General features: G+C 71.8%; 18 protein-coding genes. 12 read left to right on the top strand and 6 right to left on the bottom strand.

Annotation, left to right across the window (positions count from 1 at the left end):
* Positions 1–51: 51 nt before the first annotated feature.
* From ACFWYW_RS43795 to ACFWYW_RS43785, 3 genes are read left to right on the top strand one after another with little or no spacing between them, the layout of a single operon-like run.
* On the top strand, positions 52–1,209 hold the full coding sequence (locus ACFWYW_RS43795; RefSeq protein ID WP_379623087.1) for a sensor histidine kinase: 1,158 nt from the start codon (positions 52–54) through the stop codon (positions 1,207–1,209).
* Positions 1,206–1,901 carry a response regulator gene (locus ACFWYW_RS43790; RefSeq protein ID WP_379623085.1) on the top strand — a complete coding sequence of 232 codons (696 nt, stop codon included), beginning with the start codon at positions 1,206–1,208 and terminating at the stop codon, positions 1,899–1,901. Before ACFWYW_RS43795 ends, ACFWYW_RS43790 begins: the two co-directional genes overlap by 4 nt.
* Before the next feature lie 42 nt (positions 1,902–1,943).
* Positions 1,944–2,648, top strand: a complete 705-nt coding sequence (locus tag ACFWYW_RS43785; RefSeq protein WP_379623083.1) for an FkbM family methyltransferase — start codon at positions 1,944–1,946, stop codon at positions 2,646–2,648.
* On the opposite strand, the gene ACFWYW_RS43780 is transcribed toward ACFWYW_RS43785, so the two are convergent.
* Entirely contained in the window at positions 2,629–2,952 is a 324-nt protein-coding gene (locus ACFWYW_RS43780) for a response regulator transcription factor (RefSeq protein ID WP_379623080.1), read from the bottom strand. The two genes, ACFWYW_RS43785 and ACFWYW_RS43780, sit on opposite strands and share 20 nt — an antisense overlap.
* Before the next feature lie 313 nt (positions 2,953–3,265).
* Between ACFWYW_RS43780 and ACFWYW_RS43775 the strand changes: the two genes are divergently transcribed.
* Complete coding sequence (locus ACFWYW_RS43775; protein WP_379623078.1) at positions 3,266–4,762, top strand: serine/threonine-protein kinase; 1,497 nt, start codon at positions 3,266–3,268, stop codon at positions 4,760–4,762.
* A 76-nt stretch (positions 4,763–4,838) separates the two neighbouring features.
* Here ACFWYW_RS43775 and ACFWYW_RS43770 read toward each other — a convergent pair whose 3' ends face one another.
* On the bottom strand, positions 4,839–6,260 hold the full coding sequence (locus ACFWYW_RS43770; protein WP_379627770.1) for a hypothetical protein: 1,422 nt from the start codon (positions 6,258–6,260) through the stop codon (positions 4,839–4,841).
* A 107-nt stretch (positions 6,261–6,367) separates the two neighbouring features.
* Between ACFWYW_RS43770 and ACFWYW_RS43765 the strand changes: the two genes are divergently transcribed.
* Complete coding sequence (locus tag ACFWYW_RS43765; protein WP_379627772.1) at positions 6,368–6,871, top strand: MarR family winged helix-turn-helix transcriptional regulator; 504 nt, start codon at positions 6,368–6,370, stop codon at positions 6,869–6,871.
* Between the two features lie 345 nt (positions 6,872–7,216).
* Here the strand turns inward: ACFWYW_RS43765 and ACFWYW_RS43760 are convergent, their stop codons facing one another.
* The 3 genes from ACFWYW_RS43760 to ACFWYW_RS43750 all read right to left on the bottom strand — a co-directional run bounded on the left by ACFWYW_RS43760 (position 7,217) and on the right by ACFWYW_RS43750 (position 9,623).
* A complete protein-coding gene (locus ACFWYW_RS43760) occupies positions 7,217–7,420 on the bottom strand; it encodes a cold-shock protein (RefSeq protein WP_184963150.1) in 204 nt (67 codons plus the stop codon).
* Between the two features lie 233 nt (positions 7,421–7,653).
* Complete coding sequence (locus tag ACFWYW_RS43755; protein WP_379627775.1) at positions 7,654–8,004, bottom strand: STAS domain-containing protein; 351 nt, start codon at positions 8,002–8,004, stop codon at positions 7,654–7,656.
* Positions 8,005–8,015: 11 nt separating this feature from the next.
* Entirely contained in the window at positions 8,016–9,623 is a 1,608-nt protein-coding gene (locus ACFWYW_RS43750; protein WP_379627777.1) for a PucR family transcriptional regulator, read from the bottom strand.
* A gap of 145 nt (positions 9,624–9,768) precedes the next feature.
* Here ACFWYW_RS43750 and ACFWYW_RS43745 point away from each other — a divergent pair, with 145 nt between their 5' ends.
* The 7 genes from ACFWYW_RS43745 (at position 9,769) to ACFWYW_RS43715 (ending at position 17,907) form a co-directional block, all read left to right on the top strand.
* Positions 9,769–10,872, top strand: coding sequence for a serine hydrolase domain-containing protein (locus ACFWYW_RS43745; RefSeq protein WP_379627779.1), 1,104 nt, complete (start codon positions 9,769–9,771; stop codon positions 10,870–10,872).
* A 224-nt stretch (positions 10,873–11,096) separates the two neighbouring features.
* Positions 11,097–11,969: a hypothetical protein gene (locus tag ACFWYW_RS43740; RefSeq protein ID WP_379627781.1), complete on the top strand. Its 873-nt coding sequence runs from the start codon at positions 11,097–11,099 to the stop codon at positions 11,967–11,969.
* 1 nt (position 11,970) lies between these two features.
* Positions 11,971–13,725: a peptidoglycan-binding protein gene (locus ACFWYW_RS43735; protein ID WP_379627783.1), complete on the top strand. Its 1,755-nt coding sequence runs from the start codon at positions 11,971–11,973 to the stop codon at positions 13,723–13,725.
* Positions 13,718–14,395 carry an ABC transporter ATP-binding protein gene (locus ACFWYW_RS43730; protein ID WP_379627785.1) on the top strand — a complete coding sequence of 226 codons (678 nt, stop codon included), beginning with the start codon at positions 13,718–13,720 and terminating at the stop codon, positions 14,393–14,395. The genes ACFWYW_RS43735 and ACFWYW_RS43730 overlap by 8 nt, the downstream gene beginning before the upstream one ends.
* The gene (locus tag ACFWYW_RS43725) at positions 14,382–15,560 is read left to right on the top strand and encodes an ABC transporter permease (RefSeq protein WP_379627788.1); all 1,179 of its coding nucleotides are present in this window, start codon (positions 14,382–14,384) and stop codon (positions 15,558–15,560) included. Before ACFWYW_RS43730 ends, ACFWYW_RS43725 begins: the two co-directional genes overlap by 14 nt.
* Before the next feature lie 44 nt (positions 15,561–15,604).
* A complete protein-coding gene (locus ACFWYW_RS43720) occupies positions 15,605–16,423 on the top strand; it encodes a GNAT family N-acetyltransferase (protein WP_379641270.1) in 819 nt (272 codons plus the stop codon).
* Between the two features lie 74 nt (positions 16,424–16,497).
* Positions 16,498–17,907, top strand: a complete 1,410-nt coding sequence (locus ACFWYW_RS43715; protein ID WP_379627560.1) for an amino acid permease — start codon at positions 16,498–16,500, stop codon at positions 17,905–17,907.
* A gap of 13 nt (positions 17,908–17,920) precedes the next feature.
* Here the strand turns inward: ACFWYW_RS43715 and ACFWYW_RS43710 are convergent, their stop codons facing one another.
* The gene (locus ACFWYW_RS43710) at positions 17,921–18,211 is read right to left on the bottom strand and encodes a DUF1330 domain-containing protein (protein WP_379627558.1); all 291 of its coding nucleotides are present in this window, start codon (positions 18,209–18,211) and stop codon (positions 17,921–17,923) included.
* Positions 18,212–18,239 lie beyond the last annotated feature (28 nt).

Below are 18,239 nucleotides of genomic sequence, written 5' to 3'. Positions count from 1 at the left end.
CGTAGGGTTCTGGGAGTGCTGAGTATCCTCCGGAGCGCGCATCGTGCCCGGGTGCCGGCCTCACCGGCCGACCCGGGCCGCCCCCAGGTACCGCGGCGCCCGTACTTCGTCGCCGCGGGGCTGGTGGCCCTGTTCAACGGGTGGGCGTTCGCGGACATGCTCGGGGCGGGCCTGCCGGGGCTGCTGATCGGGGCGCTGTACGCGCTGCCCGTCGCCGTGTCCTGGTACCGGCCGCTGACCGCCTGGTGGATCATGCTGGCGCTGCTGGCCGGGATGACGGTCCTCAGAGTCGGAGACTGGTCGCCCTGGCTGGTGTCGGAGACGCTGGCGCAGGCGCCGGTGGTGTTCACGGTGGCGCTGGTGTCCAAGCGGCGGGTCACGGCCGCGGTGTTCCTGATCACGCTCGGGACGGGCGTGCTGTCCGAGCTCTGGCTCCCGGACGTGTCGCCGTACGTCGTGGAGGCCATGAGGAGCTGGGGCCTGATGCTGCTGGCCGTGACGGTCATCGGGCTCTATCTCAGGATGCGGCGGCTGAGCACCCTGCGGATCGCCGAGGAGTACGGCAAGCGGCGGCTGCTGGAGGAGCGCGCGCGGATCGCCCGCGAGCTGCACGATCTGGTGGCGCACCACATGTCCGTCATCGCGGTCCGGGCGGCCACGGCCCCCTACCGGATCAAGGACGCGGCGTCGGGGGAGGTCTGGCACGAGTTCCGCGACATCAACGCCGCGGCGAGCGCGTCATTGGCCGAGATGCGGCAGCTGCTCGGCGTCCTGCGGAGTGAAGGGGACGACGACCCGCCGACCGCGCCGCAGCCTGGGCTGCGGGACCTGGCCGAGCTGGCCGAGTCCGCCCGCCGGGCGGGCACGCCGGTACGCCTGGACCTGCCCGAACGCGCCCCGGACCTGGGGGCAGCCCTGTCACTCACGGTGTACCGGATCGTGCAGGAGGCGCTGAGCAACGTGATCAAGCACACGGGCGGCGCCCCGGCCAGGGTCGCGATCGGCCTGGACGACGGCGACGTCGTGGTCGAGGTCGTCAACGAGGCCGGGACGCGAAACGAGGCCGGGGCGCGATCGGGGGCCGGGTCCGGGTACGGGCTGGTGGGCATGCGCGAGCGGGTGAGCCTCGCCGGCGGGGAACTGTCCGCCGGCGCGACGGCCGACGGGCGGTACGCGGTGCGGGCCGTCCTGCCACGGGAGGGAAGATGATCTCCGTTCTGGTCGCGGACGATCAGGCGATGGTCAGGGCGGGTTTCGCGGCGCTGCTGTCGGCCCAGCCCGGCATCCAGGTCGTGGGCGAGGCCGCGGACGGGCTCGAGGCGGTGGCCCTGGCCAGGCGGACGCGTCCTGACGTGGCGCTCATGGACGTCCGGATGCCGCATCTCGACGGACTGGAGGCCACCCGGCGGGTGATCGCGGGCGTGCCCGGCACCCGAGTCGTGATCTTGACCACGTTCGACGTCGACGACTACGTGTACACGGCCCTGCGCGCCGGGGCCAGCGGGTTTCTGCTGAAGGACGCGCCACCGGCCGACCTGATCAGCGCGGTGCGCGTGGTGGCCGCGGGGGAGGCGCTGCTGGCGCCGTCGGTGACGCGCCGGCTCATCGCGGAGTTCGCGAGCAGGCAGCCGATCGACGAGCGCGAGGCGCTGCGGCTGAACGCGCTCACCCCGCGCGAACTCGACGTGCTCAGGCTGATCGCCGACGGCCGGTCCAACGCCGACATCGCGCGCGGCCTGACCATCGCCGAGGAGACCGTCAAGTCCCACGTGGGCCGCATCCTGGGCAAACTCCACCTGCGCGACCGGGCGCAGGCGGTGGTGCTGGCCTACGAGAGCGGCCTGGTGGTGGCGGGCCGTCACTCCACAGAGGTACGGCGCGGCCGCCGGTCACGCTCCTGAGGGGGATCCGGGCGCACCGGTTCGCCACCTACCGTCCGCCGCATGATCAGATCGATGACCGCGGCCCTGGTGGCACGCGCCCTGTCCCGTGAGCCGGAACTGCGCGGGCTGTCGCGGCTCGTGGGCCGCGGCGACGTGTGCCTGGACATCGGCGCCGCCTACGGCATGTACACCTTTCCCCTCGCCCGGCTGGTGGGGCGCACCGGGCAGGTGCACAGCTTCGAGCCATTGCGCCTGCCGTACCGGATCCTGGAGTCGGCGCGACGGGCCGCGGGCGCCCACCACGTGATCACGAGCAACGCCGCGATCGGCGCCGGGTCCGGGCTGCAGAAGTTGCGCCTGCCCTATCGGTTCGGGCTGCCCGTCCACGGCTGGGCCCACCTGCGGACCGGGGAGAAGAATCCGCACGAGCGCGGCGGCAGGACGCTGGACGTGCCCGTGTACACCATCGACCAGGTGTGCGAGACCCGCGGGATCCCGCGGGTGGACTTCATGAAGGTGGACGTGGAGGGATTTGAGCCGGTGGTCCTGGAGGGCGGGACGCGCACGATCGAGCGCCACCGGCCCCATCTCCTGCTGGAGATCGAGGACCGCCACCTCGGCAAGTACGGCCTGGCCGCGAGCGACGTGGCCGAGCCGCTGCTCAGGATGGGTTACCGGATGTACGTCTGGCGCGGCGGATGGCGGGAGAGCACCGAGATCACCCGCCGCCGGCGCAACTACCTGTTCAGCCGCCGCCTGTCCTGAGCCGCCCGGCTCCGGCGCGGACCAGGCCGTGGTCGAAGGCGAAGACCGCCGCGTGCACCCGATCGCGCAGGCCCAGCTTGTCCAGGACGCGTTGGACGTGCGTCTTGGTGGTGGTCTCGCCGATGTGCAGGCGGGCGGAGATCTCCGCGTTCGACATCCCGCGCCCGAGCAGCAGCAGGACCTCGTGCTCGCGGGCAGTCAGCCGGGCCAGGCAGCGCCGCACCCGCTCCGGCGGCGCGGGCGGCGCGGCGCGGGCGAACTCGGCCAGCAGGCGCTTGGTGACCGACGGGCCCAGGCCCGCCACCCCCGCAACGTGGCCAAGGTCGTCTTCGTCTCGCCCGGGGCGCTGTGGACTCCCGAGTGGGACGACGCCGAGGCCGGGCAGTTGTGGGACCGGCTCACCCCGGCGCAGCCGGCGCAGGTGGGGGCGCTGGGCGACAACGTGCGGTTCACGGTGTGGGCAACGCTCGCCGCCGTGACCGCCTTCCTCACCGGCCGGGTCCTGCCGCTGCCGGTGTACACCGGAGAACAGGAACCCCCGCTGATCACCGAAACCCCGGTATCTCACCCCCATTTATCCCTAATATCGGGACTTTCCGGGGTGGCAGGAGGCGGGGATGTCGGGGGCGGAATCCGCAGGGCTCCTCGCGGGCCGCTACAGGCTGCTGTCCCAGCTCGGCCAGGGCGGCATGGGGATCGTCTGGCTGGCGCTGGACGAACTGCTGCGCCAGGAGGTCGCCGTCAAGGAAGTACGGCTGCCGCCGGACCTCGACGCCGCCGCACGGGCCGAGCTGGGCGAACGCACGCTCCGCGAGGCGCGGGCGGCGGCGCGGCTGCGCTCGCACCCGGCCATCGTCACCGTGCACGACGTCGTCCTGGACGGCGGCCGGCCGTGGATCGTCATGGAGCTGGTGCGCGGCCGTTCCCTCGACCGGGCGGTACGCGAGCACGGCCCGCTCCCGCCCCAGCAGGTCGCCAGGATCGGCGCGCGCGTCCTGGAGGCGCTCGCGGCCGCGCACGCCTCGGGAATCCTGCACCGCGACGTCAAGCCCGCCAATGTCATGCTCACCGACGACGGACGGGTGCTGCTGACCGACTTCGGCATCGCGAGCGTCGCCGGTGACGCCGTGCTCACCCAGACCGGGCTGCTGACCGGCTCGCCCGGCTACATCGCCCCCGAGCGCCTGCGCGGCGAGGCCGACGGCCCGCTCGCCGACCTGTGGTCGCTCGGCGCCACCCTCTTCGCCGCGGTGGAGGGCACGGCGCCGTTCGCCCGCCAGAACCCGGCCGCCTCCATGGCCGCCGTGCTCATGCAGGAACCACCGCCCGCGCGCCGAGCGGGTCCGCTGGCCCCGGTGCTGGCCGCGCTCCTGGAGAAGGACCCGGCCCGCCGATGCTCGCCCGCCCAGGCCGCCGAGTGGCTGAACGCCGCCGCCCAGGGCGCGCCCACGACCGGCGCGGGACGCCGCCGGGCCAAGCCCGCGCGCCGCCGCAAACCCGTCATCCTGGGCGCCGCGCTGGCGGTGGCGCTGGCGGGCACGGCCACGACGGTGATCCTGACGCGGAACCTGCCCGGCCTCACCACCACGACCGCCGGTCCGGCCAGGACCGCCGGCTCGGCCACGACCGGCAGCCCGCCCGCGACCTCGGCTCCGTCCCCGAAACTGTTCACCCGCGACGTCGATTCCTGCGAGCTGCTGAACACCGCCGAGATCCGGGAGTTGCTCGGGCAGGGCGCCAAGCGCCGGTTCGTGAACGCGATCTCCTGTGCCTGGGAGCGTCCGGACGGCACGTACCTGGGCGTCACCGTGGTCCGGTACAAGAAGCTCGCCTTAGCCCGCGACCATCAGACGCAGACGGTCGAATCCATGAAGGACACGCCGAAACACACGCCGGGGACCAAACTCCACAGCCAGCCGAAGGTCGGCGAGGGGTCCTTCATGTTCACTCAGTACTCGACCACCGGCGCGTCCGGGCCCTACCGCTCGCAGTTCGCCTTCCGGCTGGCGAACGTCGTGGTCCTGGTCGTGCACCACAGCACGCGCAGGACCGGGCAGGCGACGACCGTGCGCGTGGCCAAGATCCTCGCGACGAACCTGCGCGAGGGACGCTGATCCGCGGCTCGCGCGGCCCGGCCTTGCGGACCGGGGCGGGCCCGGCCGGTGGTGGTACGGCCGTGCCCTTCCCGGGTCACCGCACGGCGCCGGACCTGGTCAGAAGATCCTGGTACCACGCGGCGTCCGGGTGGTCCGTCGCCGGATAGCTGGCCAGCGGCGTGGTGGCGTTGCCCGCCGAGTTGAAGCCCCACCCGCGCACCAGCCGCCCGGCCTGCCGGGAGGAGATCATGAACGAGGAGGCGCTCGCGGGCGCCGCGTAGAACAGCGCGTCCTGCTGGAGCTCGGCGCTGTTGCCCTGCTGGAACTCGATGAAGGCGGTCTGCTGGTAGCGGATGCGCGCGCCGGTGTGCCGGTCGGTGTCCACGCGCAGGGTCTGGGCGGGAGTCGGGCCGTCGGCGCCGGTCCAGACGCGCACTCGGGCGGAGCCGCTGACCGAGGTGCTCTTGTCGTAGCGGGGGTCGGAGGTCCTGGCGTTGGCGCTCCAGGCAACCGATCGGGCCGCGGCGTCGAAGGCGCCGTTCCACGTCCAGTTCTGGCTGTTCGCCTGGCTGCGGTGGATCTCGCGCAACCGGGTGCCCGCCGGGTCGGTGAACCTGACCGTCGGCAGGACGCCGTTGTCGTAGCGGTTCGAGGCCGACCAGGTGATCTCGCCGTCGGCGGCCAGGCGGCCCACGCGGTACCAGAGCGTGGTCGCGTTCTGCGACTGGTGGACCTCGACCAGGTCGCCGTTGTCGTTCAGGGTGACGGCCGGGGTCACGCCGGTGTCGTACTTGCCGTGGCGCAGCCAGGTGACGCGGCCGTCGGCGCCGTACACGCCGGACCAGTACCAGAGGTCGCCGGAGCCCGAGTCGTGCACCTCGACGACCTGCCCGCGGCCGTTGATCGCGACGGCCGGGTTGTGGCCGACGTCCCGCTTGTACTGGGCCCGGGTCCCGCCGTCGCCGGAGATCACCGGGATGACCCGGCCGCGCAGCGCGTCGACCGTGGGCGGCTGCGCGGGGTAGTCCTTGGCCTGCAGCAGCCGCGCGCCGAAGACGGAGGTGAGCTCGTCGTTGAGCGCGGCCAGGTTGCCGGCGGCGTAGGAGCCGTTGTCCGTCAGGTTGTCCTTGACGTCCAGGGCGACGACGATCGGCGCGGCTTCCGGGTGCCGCGCGGACCAGTTGTTGATCATGGCGAGCCAGTCGCGCAGGTTGTTGGAGCTGGGGTTGCCCGCCTGGTGGTCGACCTCGTCGCCGGGGGAGTCGTGGCCGACGGCGTAGTCGCGGGAGGTGGCGTAGCCGTTGTCGTGGATGTCGAGTTCGATGAAGCGTATGCCGCGGTCGAGCTGGTGGGGGATCGACTTCCTGGCGCCGCCGATGTCGCCCGAGTAGCTGTTGTGCGTGGCGCGGAAGATCGCCGAGGGTAACGGCTGGTCGGTCTCGGCTTGGGCGGGCCCGCCGTACAGGATGGGCGCGACGAGCGCGAATAAGGCCAGGACGGTGCGTAGTCGGGGCATCCGAAGATCCTCACGTCGGGAATCTCTCCCGACAATACGATCACCGGCTCCGGCCAGCCACCCCCGACTACTTTAGATGACTGACTCAGTCAGCTATTGTGCGAGGTATGGACGACAGAGCGGTGAACCTCGTCGGCGCTCTGGTCGTCGGGCTCGCCGACGAACTGGACGAGGCCACGCGGCGCGTCACCGCCCAGGGCGCCACCGGGGCCTCGGCCCTGGCCACGATCCTGGCCGTGCCGGGCGCGCACGTCGACGAGCTGAGCCGGGTGCTCGGCATCACCGGCTCGGGGACGGTCCGCCTGGTCGACCGGCTGGCCGCCGAAGGCCTGATCGAACGGCGTCCGGGGCGTGACCGGCGCAGCGTGTCGCTGTGGCTGACCGAACGCGGCACCGAGATGGCCACGGAGATCGTGGCCGGGCGGCGGGCCGTACTGCGAAGGGCGCTCGGCACGCTCACCGGCGAGCAGGCCCGGCAGCTGACCGGCATCGTCGAACAGGTGCTGACCACCCTGGCCGTCGGCCGCGAGCGCGCGGACCGCATCTGCCGCCTCTGCGACTACGCCGCCTGCCCGCAAGACGACTGCCCCGTCGAACGGTCACTGTCCTGAACCGCCTGCGCCGCGCTGTGGCTGGTCCACGGGGCCTGACCTTCACCACGGCCATCGAGTCCGCCTGCGTCCTGGAGGCGCGCGTCCGCGGCAGGACCGTGCCGACCGTGGACGTGCTCACGGGTGACGACCTGCCCGTTCGCCTACGCCACGGCGCTCGTGGAACCGTGAATGAGCGGCCGGGAGCCGCTGCCCGCCGACGTGGCCGCGCTCCACAACCACGCGATCAGGCACCTTCCCGCCGGCACGGCAGGTGTGCTCCTCCACATGGTCGTGGGCCGAGGGGGACAAACGAGCCGGGGCCCGCATCCATCGGATGCGAGCCCCGGCCTTCACGCGTAAAGACTAGGCGGGAACGATGTTCTCCGCCTGCGGGCCCTTCTGGCCCTGGGTGATGTCGAACGACACCTTCTGGCCCTCACGCAGCTCGCGGAAGCCGCCCTGAGAGACGATCTGCGAGTAGTGCGCGAAGACGTCCGGACCGCCCTCGTGCTCGATGAAGCCGAAGCCCTTGTCCGCGTTGAACCACTTGACAGTTCCGACGGCCATGTCTGTCTCCCTTTGATAGGTGTGCAGAACCGGCATCCGTACCTACGGATTCCGAGTTGCCGCGATGTGCCCATCCGGAGATGACCGGCAACAAAAAACGCACCTGACCAATCACGATCGCCAGGTGCGCCAAAAGTTTGTATGGGGTACCACAACTGCAACTGCCAACGACTGTATCAGGCCCTTGGACTGCCTGCGGTAAAAAGCGGTTAACGGGGGCCCCTGGCCGGGAGTCAGGCTTCGAGTTCGTCCACGGCCTCCCGCAGGCTGTCCCGCAGCTCGGCCCGGTCCGTGAGGCCGTGCCGTTCGATGGCCCGCGAGACCGGCGGGCCGGCGGCCGCGATGATCAGGCGGATGTCCCGGCGCGCCGCGTGCTTCATGGCGGCGATGATCGCCCCCATGCCGTGGACGTCGCAGGCCGGAACCTGTGCGAGGTCGAGGATGGCGGTGGGCGTCTCCCGCTCGTCGACGGCCGCGATCGCCTCCCCCAGCCGCATCGCCGAGCCGCTGCTCAGCGGCCCGGACAGGTGGATGACGACGCCGCGCGTGAAGGCCGTCACGGAGACGCCGAGCTCGTTCGTCATGGGAACACCCCTTACCAGCCGACCTGGTCGCCGAGCCGCAACCGCAGCCACAGCACCAGGCGTTCGTCCGGGTCGGCGAGATCGAAGCCGAAGATCTCCTCGGCGCGGGAAAGCCGGTAGCGGATCGTGTTCGGGTGCACCGACAACCGCTGGGAGGCGGCGGCGAAATCGCCGTCGGCGTCCAGGTAGGCGAGCAGGGTGTCGGCGTAGGTGGTGCCGTGCTCGAGATCGTGGGCGCGGACCGCCGGACCGAGGCTGCGGGGCAGCGCGTCGTGCGCGGCCAGGATCTGGGCCAGCGCCGACAGCGTCGCGCCCGCCCACACCTCGTCGATCGTGGCGACCTGGCACGGCTGATGCTCACCCGGCCGGTCGGTCAGAGCGCGCAGGACGAGATCGGCGTCGGCGCGTGAGCTCGCGATCGAGCGCAGCCCCGGCACGAGCGAGCCGAGCCCGGCCTGGATCGGCACCCGCAACGCGCCATGGGCCCGCCGGGCGATGTCGGCGACGAGTTCGTGGTGCGCCTTCGGCGACGGCCCGCTCGGCAGCAGCGCGTAGACGGTGCCGTCGATCAGGGCGCAGCCGTGCCTGCCGTAGTGGGCCTCGCAGTGCAGGCTGACCAGGTCGGCGAGCCGGGAGGCCGCGTGCGCCGCGAGAACGTCGTCGGGCTTGCTCGACACGACGGCGAACGCGGCCACCGCGACCGGCAGGTTCGGGTCCAGGCCGAGCTGTGGCGCGACCGCGGTGACGCTGCTCGGGTCGGCCAGCAGCCGCCGCAGCAGGTCCGCGCGCCGGCGCCGCACGGCGTCGTCGGCGGTACGCGCCGCGAGCAGGTGCAGCGAGACGATGTCGGCCACATCGGAGAGCGCTTGTTCGGCGGCGGCGTCCAGACAGCCCTCCGCGTCGACGACCCAGATCGAGCCCAGTTCCTCGCTGCCCGCGCGGACCACGACACCGAGACGGGGAAGCCCGCCGCGAAACGCCGGGAACCGGCAGGTACGCCCCGCCTTGACCAGCGCGCGGTACACCTCGTCGTAGTCCGGGCCGTCCGGCACCTGCAGGCCGAGGATGCCCTGGCGGCGGCCCTCGTCGATGGCCTGTCCCGGCAGGGTCGAGTACGCGAGGATGCGCCGGTGCGGATCCTCGATCACGGTGGCGCCGCCGACCATCCCCGCGATCGCGTTGGCCAGGGCGAACAGATCGCCGACCGCCGGCGCTCCCGCGGCCTGCTCGAACCGGACGGTGGAGGCGAGGGCGGTGGAGATCATGGCGTCCAGGTGATGCCAGGCGACCGCCTCGTCGGCGGCGAGCAGGACGATTCCCGACCGCCGCGCGGCCTCGGCCAGTCCGGCGGCCGGTTCGCCGAAGCTCTTCACCACCAGGCAGGCGTAGCCGACGCCGGCCGCCGCGTCCACGAGTTCCTTCGCCCGCGTTCCGGCGGTGCCCACGCCGACGGCCAGCAGGATCGCGTCCCTGACGGACGGCAGCGGGGCGCGCGGCTCGAAGATGAGGACGCCGGAGACCGGTACCGGCCCTTCCGGCAGCACGGTCAGCGGGCGCAGCAGCGACGGGCCCAGCGCGTCCAGGACTTGGGCGAGATCGGGTACTCCGGTGTCGAGCATCCTCACCTCTTTGGCCGGCCGTACAAAGCATGCACGGAATGTCTGGACGGGCACCGAATGCGGACGGTCAGGTCAGCGGCGACGCTGTCAGCATGCACGTGCCGTGGGTATCCGCCTACGCAGGAATATCGTCAAAGGAGACAATATGCGAGGTGTTCTCGTGGCCTTCGTGGTCACGGCCGCTCTGGTGGTCACGCCGTCCGCCGCGTCGGCCGGGACGCCACGGTGCGACACCCGGCCCATCCGGACGGCGCTGAAGGCGCTGGAGAAGGTCGGGGCGGGGATCGCGGTGACGGTGAAGAGCCCGCGCTGCGGCGTCTGGACCGGCGGCGTCGGCCTCGCCGACCGCAGGACGGGCCGCAAGGTCACCGGCGACGAGCACAGCCGTATCGGCAGCGACACCAAGACCTGGACGGCGACGGTCGTGCTGCAGCTCGTGGGCGAGGGCAGGCTCAAGCTGGACGACACCGTCGACCGATATCTGCCCGGCCTCATCGACACCAAGGACTACGACGGCCGCGAGATCACGATCCGCCAGCTCCTGCAGCACACCAGCGGCCTGCCCGACTACCTGGCCGCGCCGTTCTGGGAGGACGAGGAAGCGCACCGCTGGGACCACATCGAGCCGCTGCAGACGGTGGAGCAGGCGCTGCCCCTGCCCCCGCCCGAGAGGGCCCCGTCGGGCTTCGCCTACTCCAACACCAACTACAACCTGGCCGGGCTGATCGTCACGAAGATCACCGGCCGGGGCATCGGCGAGGAGATCAACCGGCGCATCATCAAGCCGCTCCGGCTGCGCGGAACCTCCTGGCCCGGCGACCGGACCACCCTCCCCAAGCCCGACCTGCGGGGCTACATCAAGAAGGGCGGGAAGCTGGTGGACAAGACGGAATGGAACACCTCGGAGGCCGACGCGTCGGGTGCGCTGATCTCGACCGGCGCCGACACGACCGCCTTCTGGACCGCGCTGATGACCGGCAGGCTGCTGGCCCCGGCCCAGCTCGCCGAGATGAAGAAAACCATCAAGGATGACTTCGGCCAGGACTACGGCCTGGGCGTCGAGGGTTACCGGTTCGCCCCCGGCCTGGTCACGTGGGGACACAGCGGCAGCATGGCCAGCGGGCACAAGTTCAGGAACGCCGTCACGGACGACGGGCGGCGGGCCGTCACCCTGCTGATCGGCTCGGACTCGTTCAACTCGGACAAGGTCGAATCCATCATCGGCACCCTCATCCGCGACCTCCGCTGACCCGGGAACGGCGACGCCCCGCCCGCGTCGCCGCACGCCGGCGACCGAGAACCGTCGCCAGGCGCGGACCGCCATGTCGGTGATCCCGGACTGGGCCCGGCCGTCACCTCTCGGTGCGGAGGCCGCACGAGCTGTTCGAGGGGCGGCCGGAGACCGGGAGCGCCGGCGCGCGCTTCAGGCGCGTTCAGGTTCGCTTCAGCTTGTACTGGCGACAGTGAAGTCCCATGACCAACTCCCGAGTGCCGCTCATGATTGCTGCGGCCCTGCTGGCGGCCCTTGCCGGATGCTCCACCTCCGGTGAGACCGGGGCGGCCGCCTCACCCTCCGCGGATCCCGCCAACAAGCAACGCGAGCACCAGGCCCAGCTGGCCTCCTGTATGAAGGGCAAGGGGTTCACCTATCACCCCGTCGTGTCCATGCCGAAACTCCCGGACGCCATCAAGCAGGAAATGTCCGGCGACTACCAAGGCATGCGGAAATATCGTGAAAAGTACGGGTTCGGCATCGCCGCCTCCTTCGTCTACCCCAACGACGGCGTCGGCCGGATGGCGTGGCGGACGCAGGAGACTGACGGCAGCGGCGACGACCCCAACGGCAAGGTCGTCGCCGGGCTGCCGGAGGCCCAGCGGAAGGCGTACTTCGACGCGATGGGCGCCTGCACGCTGGTGATGATCAACAAGGTCACCGGCAAGAACATGAAGTCGATGGAGGAGGTCTCCAAGGCCCAGGGCGAGATGCTGAAGCAGATCATCGCCCGCGAGATCGACGGCGATCCCAAGCTGGTGGAGCTGGCAGGCGCGTTCGGCGACTGCCTGAAGGGCAAGGGCTACCGGGTCTCCTCGCAACGTCCCTCGGACATCGCGCGCAGCACCGAGGACCCGTTCATGCAGGAGTTCGGCAAGCTCGGCCAGGGAGGCAAGCCGCCCACCGCCGACCAGGCGCGGCCCCTGCTGCAGCGCGAGATCAAGGCCTCCCTGGAGGACCTGGAGTGCGGCAAGGACTTCTACGCCGCCTACCGGCCCAAGGCGAACGACGTCTACGAGAAGGCCCAGTTCCTGCCCGGCGTGGGCATGATGATGGCGACGGTTGCGAGCTAGCGTGCGCAGATCGAGAGTGCTCGCCCTGGTCGTGGCGGGGGTGCTGGTGATCGCCGCGGCCGGCTGGGTCGTCGGCTCCCGGCTGCGGTCGCCGGCCGAGGAGGCCGCCTCGCGCCGCCCGCCCAAACCCTCCCTGGTCACCGCGGCGGTCGAGCGCCGCAAGCTCACGAGCACGGTGACGGTCAGCGGCACGCTGACGTACGGCTCGCCGCTGCCGATCACCCTGGCCGGGATGGTCGGCGGCAACAGTGGCGGCGCCGGGGCCGGTCCGGGCGGCGGGGCGAACGGCGCCGCCCAGCGCGTCACCACGGCGCCCAAACCCGGCCCGATCCGCGCGGGCCAGACGCTGATGCAGGTCAACGGCCGGCCGGTGTTCGCGCTGCAGGGCAAGAAGCCGATGTACCGTCCGCTCGTGCCCGGCACCGAGGGCGACGACGTCAAACAGCTCCAGCGCGCGCTGCGGGTCCGGGCCAGCGGCGTCTTCGACGCGGCCACGGTGGCGGCGGTGAAACGCTGGTACGCCAAACGCGGCTACAAGGCCCAGGAACCCGACCTGGAAGCGCGCAAGAGCCTGCAGCAGCTCCGCCAGGCCGTCCAGACCGCGCAGGAGACCCTGGCCGCCGACCGCAAGGCGCTGGAGGAGGGCCTGGACGTACGGCCGCTGCGGCTGCGCCACGACAACGCCCGCCGGGACCTGAAGTCGGCGCAGAAGGCGCTGGCCGAGGCGCCGGAGGTCACGCCGGAGCAGGAGACCCAGCTGGCCACGCTGCGCCGTGCCGTACGCGCTGCCGAGGAGCAGGTGCTCGCGGCCGAGCAGGCGCTCGCGGAGGCCAGGAAACCGGCGCCCACGCCGACCGCGACACCGGCGCCCACGCCCAGCGCGGTGGACACGAGCCTGCTGGAGATGAAGCTGGACAACGCCCGGCAGGACCTCGACGAGGCCCACCGGGCGGTGGCCGCCTACGAGGAGCAGGTACGCGCCGACCGGGACAAGCGGCTGGAGGAACTGCGCAAGGCGGTGCGCACGGCGAAGGAGGCCGAGGCCACCGCCGACCAGGCGCTGAAGCGGGCCAGGAAGGTCTCGCCGCTGCGGGCGAAGGTCACCCACAGCGTCGCGAACCTGGCCGACGCCCAGACCCTGCTGGCCGAGTTCCGCAAGACCTACGGGGTCAGCGTCCCGGCCGGTGAGATCGTCTTCCTGCCGAAGCTGCCCGCCCGCATCGACAAGGCCGAGGTCAAGCCGGGCGACACCATCGAGGGCAAGGTCGCGACCGTGACCAGCTCGGCCTTCGCGGTCACCGGGTCGGTCGAGGCCAAGGAGGCCAAGCTGCTGCGCCCCGGTCAGGAGGCCTCGATGGAGACCATGGACGGAACGCAGCTGCCCGCCACGCTGAGCGCGGTGGGGGAGGACGCCAAGGCGGGAGCGGACAAGCCGAAGGGCGAGGAGGCGGAGACCGGTTCGGTGCCCGTCCTGCTCTCGCCCGGCTCGGCCAAGAAGCTCAAGTCGCTGGTCGGCTCGCCCATGACCGTGCGGATCTCGGTCGGCTCGACCGAGGGCGAGGTGCTGGCCGTCCCCGTGGCCGCCGTCATCACCTCCGCCGACGGCCGGCCCCGGGTCAGGGTCGCCGTGGACGGCGACCGTGCCCGCGAGGTCGAGGTGCGGACGGGCCTGACCGCCGACGGCGTGGTGAAGGTGACGCCGGTGCGCGCGGGCGAGCTGAAGGAGGGCGATCGGGTCGTGGTGAGCGATGCTTGAGCCCGTCATCGAGCTGGCCGGCGTCTGCCGGGACTTCCCGTCCGACCCGCCGGTACGCGCGCTGGCCGACGTGGACCTGCGCGTCGAGCAGGGGGACTACATGGCCATCGTCGGGCCGTCCGGGTCCGGCAAGTCCACCCTGCTCAACATCCTCGGCCTGCTCGACCGGCCGAGCGCCGGCACGTACCGGCTGGACGGGGTCGAGACCACGGCGCTGCGCGACGGCGGGCGGACCCGGCTGCGGGGCACCCGCATCGGTTTCGTCTTCCAGTCCTTCCACCTGCTGTCCCACCGGACGGTCGTGGAGAACGTGATGCTCGCCGAGGTGTACGGCCCGCACCCCCGCTCCGGCCGCCGGGCCCGCGCGGAACAGGCGCTGGAGCAGGTGGGCATGAGCCATCGCATCCGCTTCCTGCCCGATCGCCTGTCGGGCGGCGAGCGCCAGCGCGTGGCCATCGCCCGCGCCCTGATGGCCAAGCCCGCCCTGCTGCTGTGCGACGAGCCGACCGGCAACCTCGACAGCCGCAACACCGAGGCCATCCTCGACCTGTTCGACGGCCTGCGCGCCGACGGCCTGACGATCCTGGTGATCACGCACGAGGACGGGGTTAGCGCACGCGCCAAACGCCGGGTCCGTATCGCGGACGGGGTGCTCAGTGAAGCTCCGTGACCTGTGGGCCGAGTCCATGGCGGGGATGCTCGCCCGCCCGGTGCGATCGGCCCTGACCACCCTCGGCACCGTCCTGGGCATCGGCACGCTGGTGGTCACGCTGGGCATCGCCGCCACCGCGGGCAACCAGATCGTCGGCCGGTTCGACGAACTGCTGGCCACCAGCGTCACGGTCGAGGTGCCCCGCGGCGGCCACAACCCCATCGTGACCTGGGACGCGGCCAAGGAGCTTCGCCTCCTGCGCGGTGTGACCTCGGCGACGGCGCTGGCGCAGAGCGACAAGAGCTCCAACCTCGTCGTGACCGCCAACAACCTGCTCGACCCCACCCGGGTGTCCGGGCAGACCCTCGCGGTGGTCGCGGCCACCCCCGACCTGCCGCAGACCACCCTCGGCCGGATGCTGGCCGGGCGCTACTACGACGCCGGCCACGTCACCCGCCGCGACCGGGTCGTCGTGCTGGGGGAGCAGGCCGCCGCCATGCTCGGCATCACCAGCCTGGAACACGCGCCGGCCGTGTTCATCAAGGACCGCTCCTACACCGTCATCGGCATCATCGGCGGCCTGCGGCGCGAGCAGATCCTGGCCAGCGCGGTCCTCGTCCCGCCCACACTGGGCCCCGACATCGGGCTCAAGGACGTCACCCGCGTCCTGGTCGCCACCCAGCTGGGCGCCGCCGAGCTCATCGCCCGCCAGGCGCCGCTCGCGCTGAGCCCCAACCGCAGCGCCGAGTTGCAGGTGATCGCGCCGCCGAGTCCCAAACGGGCGCGCGACGGCGCCCAGGACGACGTCAACGGACTCTTCCTCATCCTCGGCCTGGTCTCCCTGGTCGTCGGCGCGGTCGGCATCGCCAACGTCACGCTGGTCACCGTCATGGAACGGGTCGCCGAGATCGGCCTGCGCCGCGCCCTGGGAGCGGCCCGCCGCCACATCGCCGCCCAGTTCCTGATGGAGTCCAGCCTGATCGGCCTGACCGGCGGGGTGATCGGGGCCAGCGTGGGCATGGTGACCGTCGTCGCGGTGGCCGCCGTGCGCCAGTGGACCCCGGTCCTCGACGTACGGCTGGCGCTGGCCGCACCCGTGGCCGGCGCGCTGGTGGGACTGCTGGCGGGCCTGTATCCGGCGCTGCGCGCGGCCCGCATGGAACCGGCGGAGGCGCTGCGGTGAAAAGCCTTTGAGCCGCAGGGAGCGCGCTGGCTAGCCTGCCGTCCGTGATCTCACTCGCTCGACGCCGCCTGACCCCTGCCGAGACCGGCCCGGCGCTTCACGCCCTGTCGGCGTGGACGCCGGCCGACGCCCCGGCCGGCGGCCTCCATCCCGGAGACGTGGGCTGGTACCTGCGGCTGGACGACGCGGCCGTCTTCCTCTGGACGGACGGGGCGGCGCCGGTGGCGGCCGGATTCCTCGACGGCCCCGTGCTGCGGGTGAGCGCCGCGCCCGGGGCCGATCTCGGCGCGCTCGCGGCCGACGCAGGGGACCTGCTCGAACCCGGCAACGACTGGTCCGACGGGCTGCCCGTGCCCGGGTGGGAACGCGAGCAGGCCGGCTGGGTCGTCATGTCGTGGACCCCGCGGCCGGTGCGCGTCCGCGCCCGGCCGGTCGCGGACGCCGACGCGGCCGACCGGGTGCTGGTGCAGCGCTCCGCGTTCACGGGATCCACGTTCACCATCGAGAAGTGGCACGCGATGAAACGCTCGCCCGCGGGCGAGCTGGCCGTGGAGACGCTGGTGCGCACGCCCGCGGGGGAGCCCGCGGCCGCCGCGACCGGATGGTTCGCGGGCGTGGGCAGGTGCGGGCTGCTCGAACCGGTCGGCACCGCTCCCGGCCATCGCGGGCACGGCTACGGGCGCGACGCCGTGCTGGGCACGTGCGCGGCCCTCGTCCAGCGGGGCGCGAGCGCGGTCGCCGTGCTGACGCCGTCCTCGAACCACGCCGCGGTGGCGCTCTACCGATCGGCCGGATTCACGGTCCTGCGCGAGAACCACGACTGGGTCCGCCCCGGCCGGGACTCCGCCCACGCTTCGGTCTGATTCTTCGCGAAAACGGGTACGTTTCTAGCCATCCCCCTCGCCGGTGACAGCGTCGTGACCAGGGAGGCGAGACGATGGCTTCGTTCGGAGGCGGCTCGGGAGTGTTCCGGCGCAAGCCGGTGGAGCAGATCGCCAGCGAGCACGAAGGGGAACTGACGCGGGTGCTCGGCCTGTGGCAGCTCACCGCGATCGGCATCGGCGGCATCATCGGCGCGGGGATCTTCGCCCTCGCCGGCGCGGTCGCCAACCAGACCGCCGGGCCCGCCGTGCTCATCTCCTTCCTCATCGCCGGTGTGGCCAGCGCGGCCGCGGCGTTCTCCTACGCGGAGTTCGCCGGGCTCATCCCGAAAGCGGGCTCCGCCTACACCTACGGCTACGCCGTCCTGGGTGAGCTGGCCGGGTGGCTGATCGGCTGGGACCTGCTGCTGGAGTACACCGCGATCGTCGCGGTCGTGGGGATCGGCATCTCGGGCTACTTCGGGTTCCTCGTCGGCAACCTCGGCCTCGATCTGCCCGCCTGGATGCTGGGCGCCCCGGGGACCGGGCCCGGCCGGGTCGTCGACCTGTTCGCGGTGGTGTTGTGCCTGCTCATCGCGTTCCTGCTGAACCTCGGGATCAGGGCCGCGGCGCGGTTCGAGACCTTCGTCGTCGTGGTGAAGGTCGCCGTCGTGCTGATGGTGATCGTGGTCGGCTTCTTCTTCATCAACCCGGCCAACTACACCCCCTTCTTCCCGTTCGGCGTGACCGGCGCGATCACCGGCGCGGCGACCGTCTTCTTCGCCGTCTTCGGCTACGACGCGATGAGCACGGCCGCCGAGGAGTCCAAGGACGCCCAGCGCCACATGCCCAAGGCGATCATCTACTCGCTGGCCATCTCGATGGTGCTGTACGTCCTGGCCACGCTGGTCCTGACCGGCATGCAGAACTACCGGGACATCGACCCCGAGAGCGGGTTCTCCTCGGCCTTCGCCGCGGTCGGGCTGTCCAAGCTCGCCGGCGTCATCGCGGCCGGAGCGATCATCGGCATCCTCACCGTCATGTTCACCTTCATGCTCGGCGTCACCCGCGTGTGGTTCGCGATGAGCCGGGACGGGTTGCTGCCGCGCTGGTTCGCCAAGGTTCACCCGGTGCGGCGGGTGCCGAGCCGGATCACCTGGATCGTCGGCGTGGTCTCCGCCCTCATCGCCGGGTTCCTGCCGATTCGCGAGGCGGCCGAGCTGACCAACATCGGCATCCTGCTGGCCTTCGTCGTGGTGTGCGTGGCCGTCATCGTCCTGCGGTACCGGCAGCCGGACCTGCCGCGTACCTTCCGGACACCGGGCATGCCGGTGGTTCCGGCCATCGGCGTCATCTTCTCGGTGTGGCTGATCACCTTCCTGAGCCCGGCGACCTGGCTGCGCTTCGCGATCTGGTTCGCGATCGGCCTGATCATCTACGCCGCCTACAGCTACCGCCACTCCGCGCTGAACCGCCCGCGGGAGTGACGGCGCCCCGGGTTCAGATGCCTTCGACGAGGATCACCTCGCCTTTCAGGTGGTCCGTGCGGAGGTGGAGGATCTCCTGGTAGGCGGCCGAGTCGTAGAAGTCGCGGGCGTGCTTCATCGACGGGAACTCCACCAGGATCACGTCGCCCGGCCAGTCGCCCTCCCGGACGTCGACCTCGCCGCCGCGCACGATGAACCGGCCGGAGAAGGGGTCCAGGGTGGCCTGGACCCGGTCCTTGTACTCCAGGACGTCGGAATGGATCTCTTCGGGCTTGCGCAGGTGGGCGAGCAGGTACGCGGTCATGATTTCCTCCAGGGTCAGATGGCGGTCG

It is taken from the genome of Nonomuraea sp. NPDC059023, from assembly GCF_042740095.1.
Lineage (GTDB): Bacteria > Actinomycetota > Actinomycetes > Streptosporangiales > Streptosporangiaceae > Nonomuraea.
Note: the sequence above shows the minus strand (reverse complement) of the source record. Positions and strands in the feature narration are given on the sequence as shown.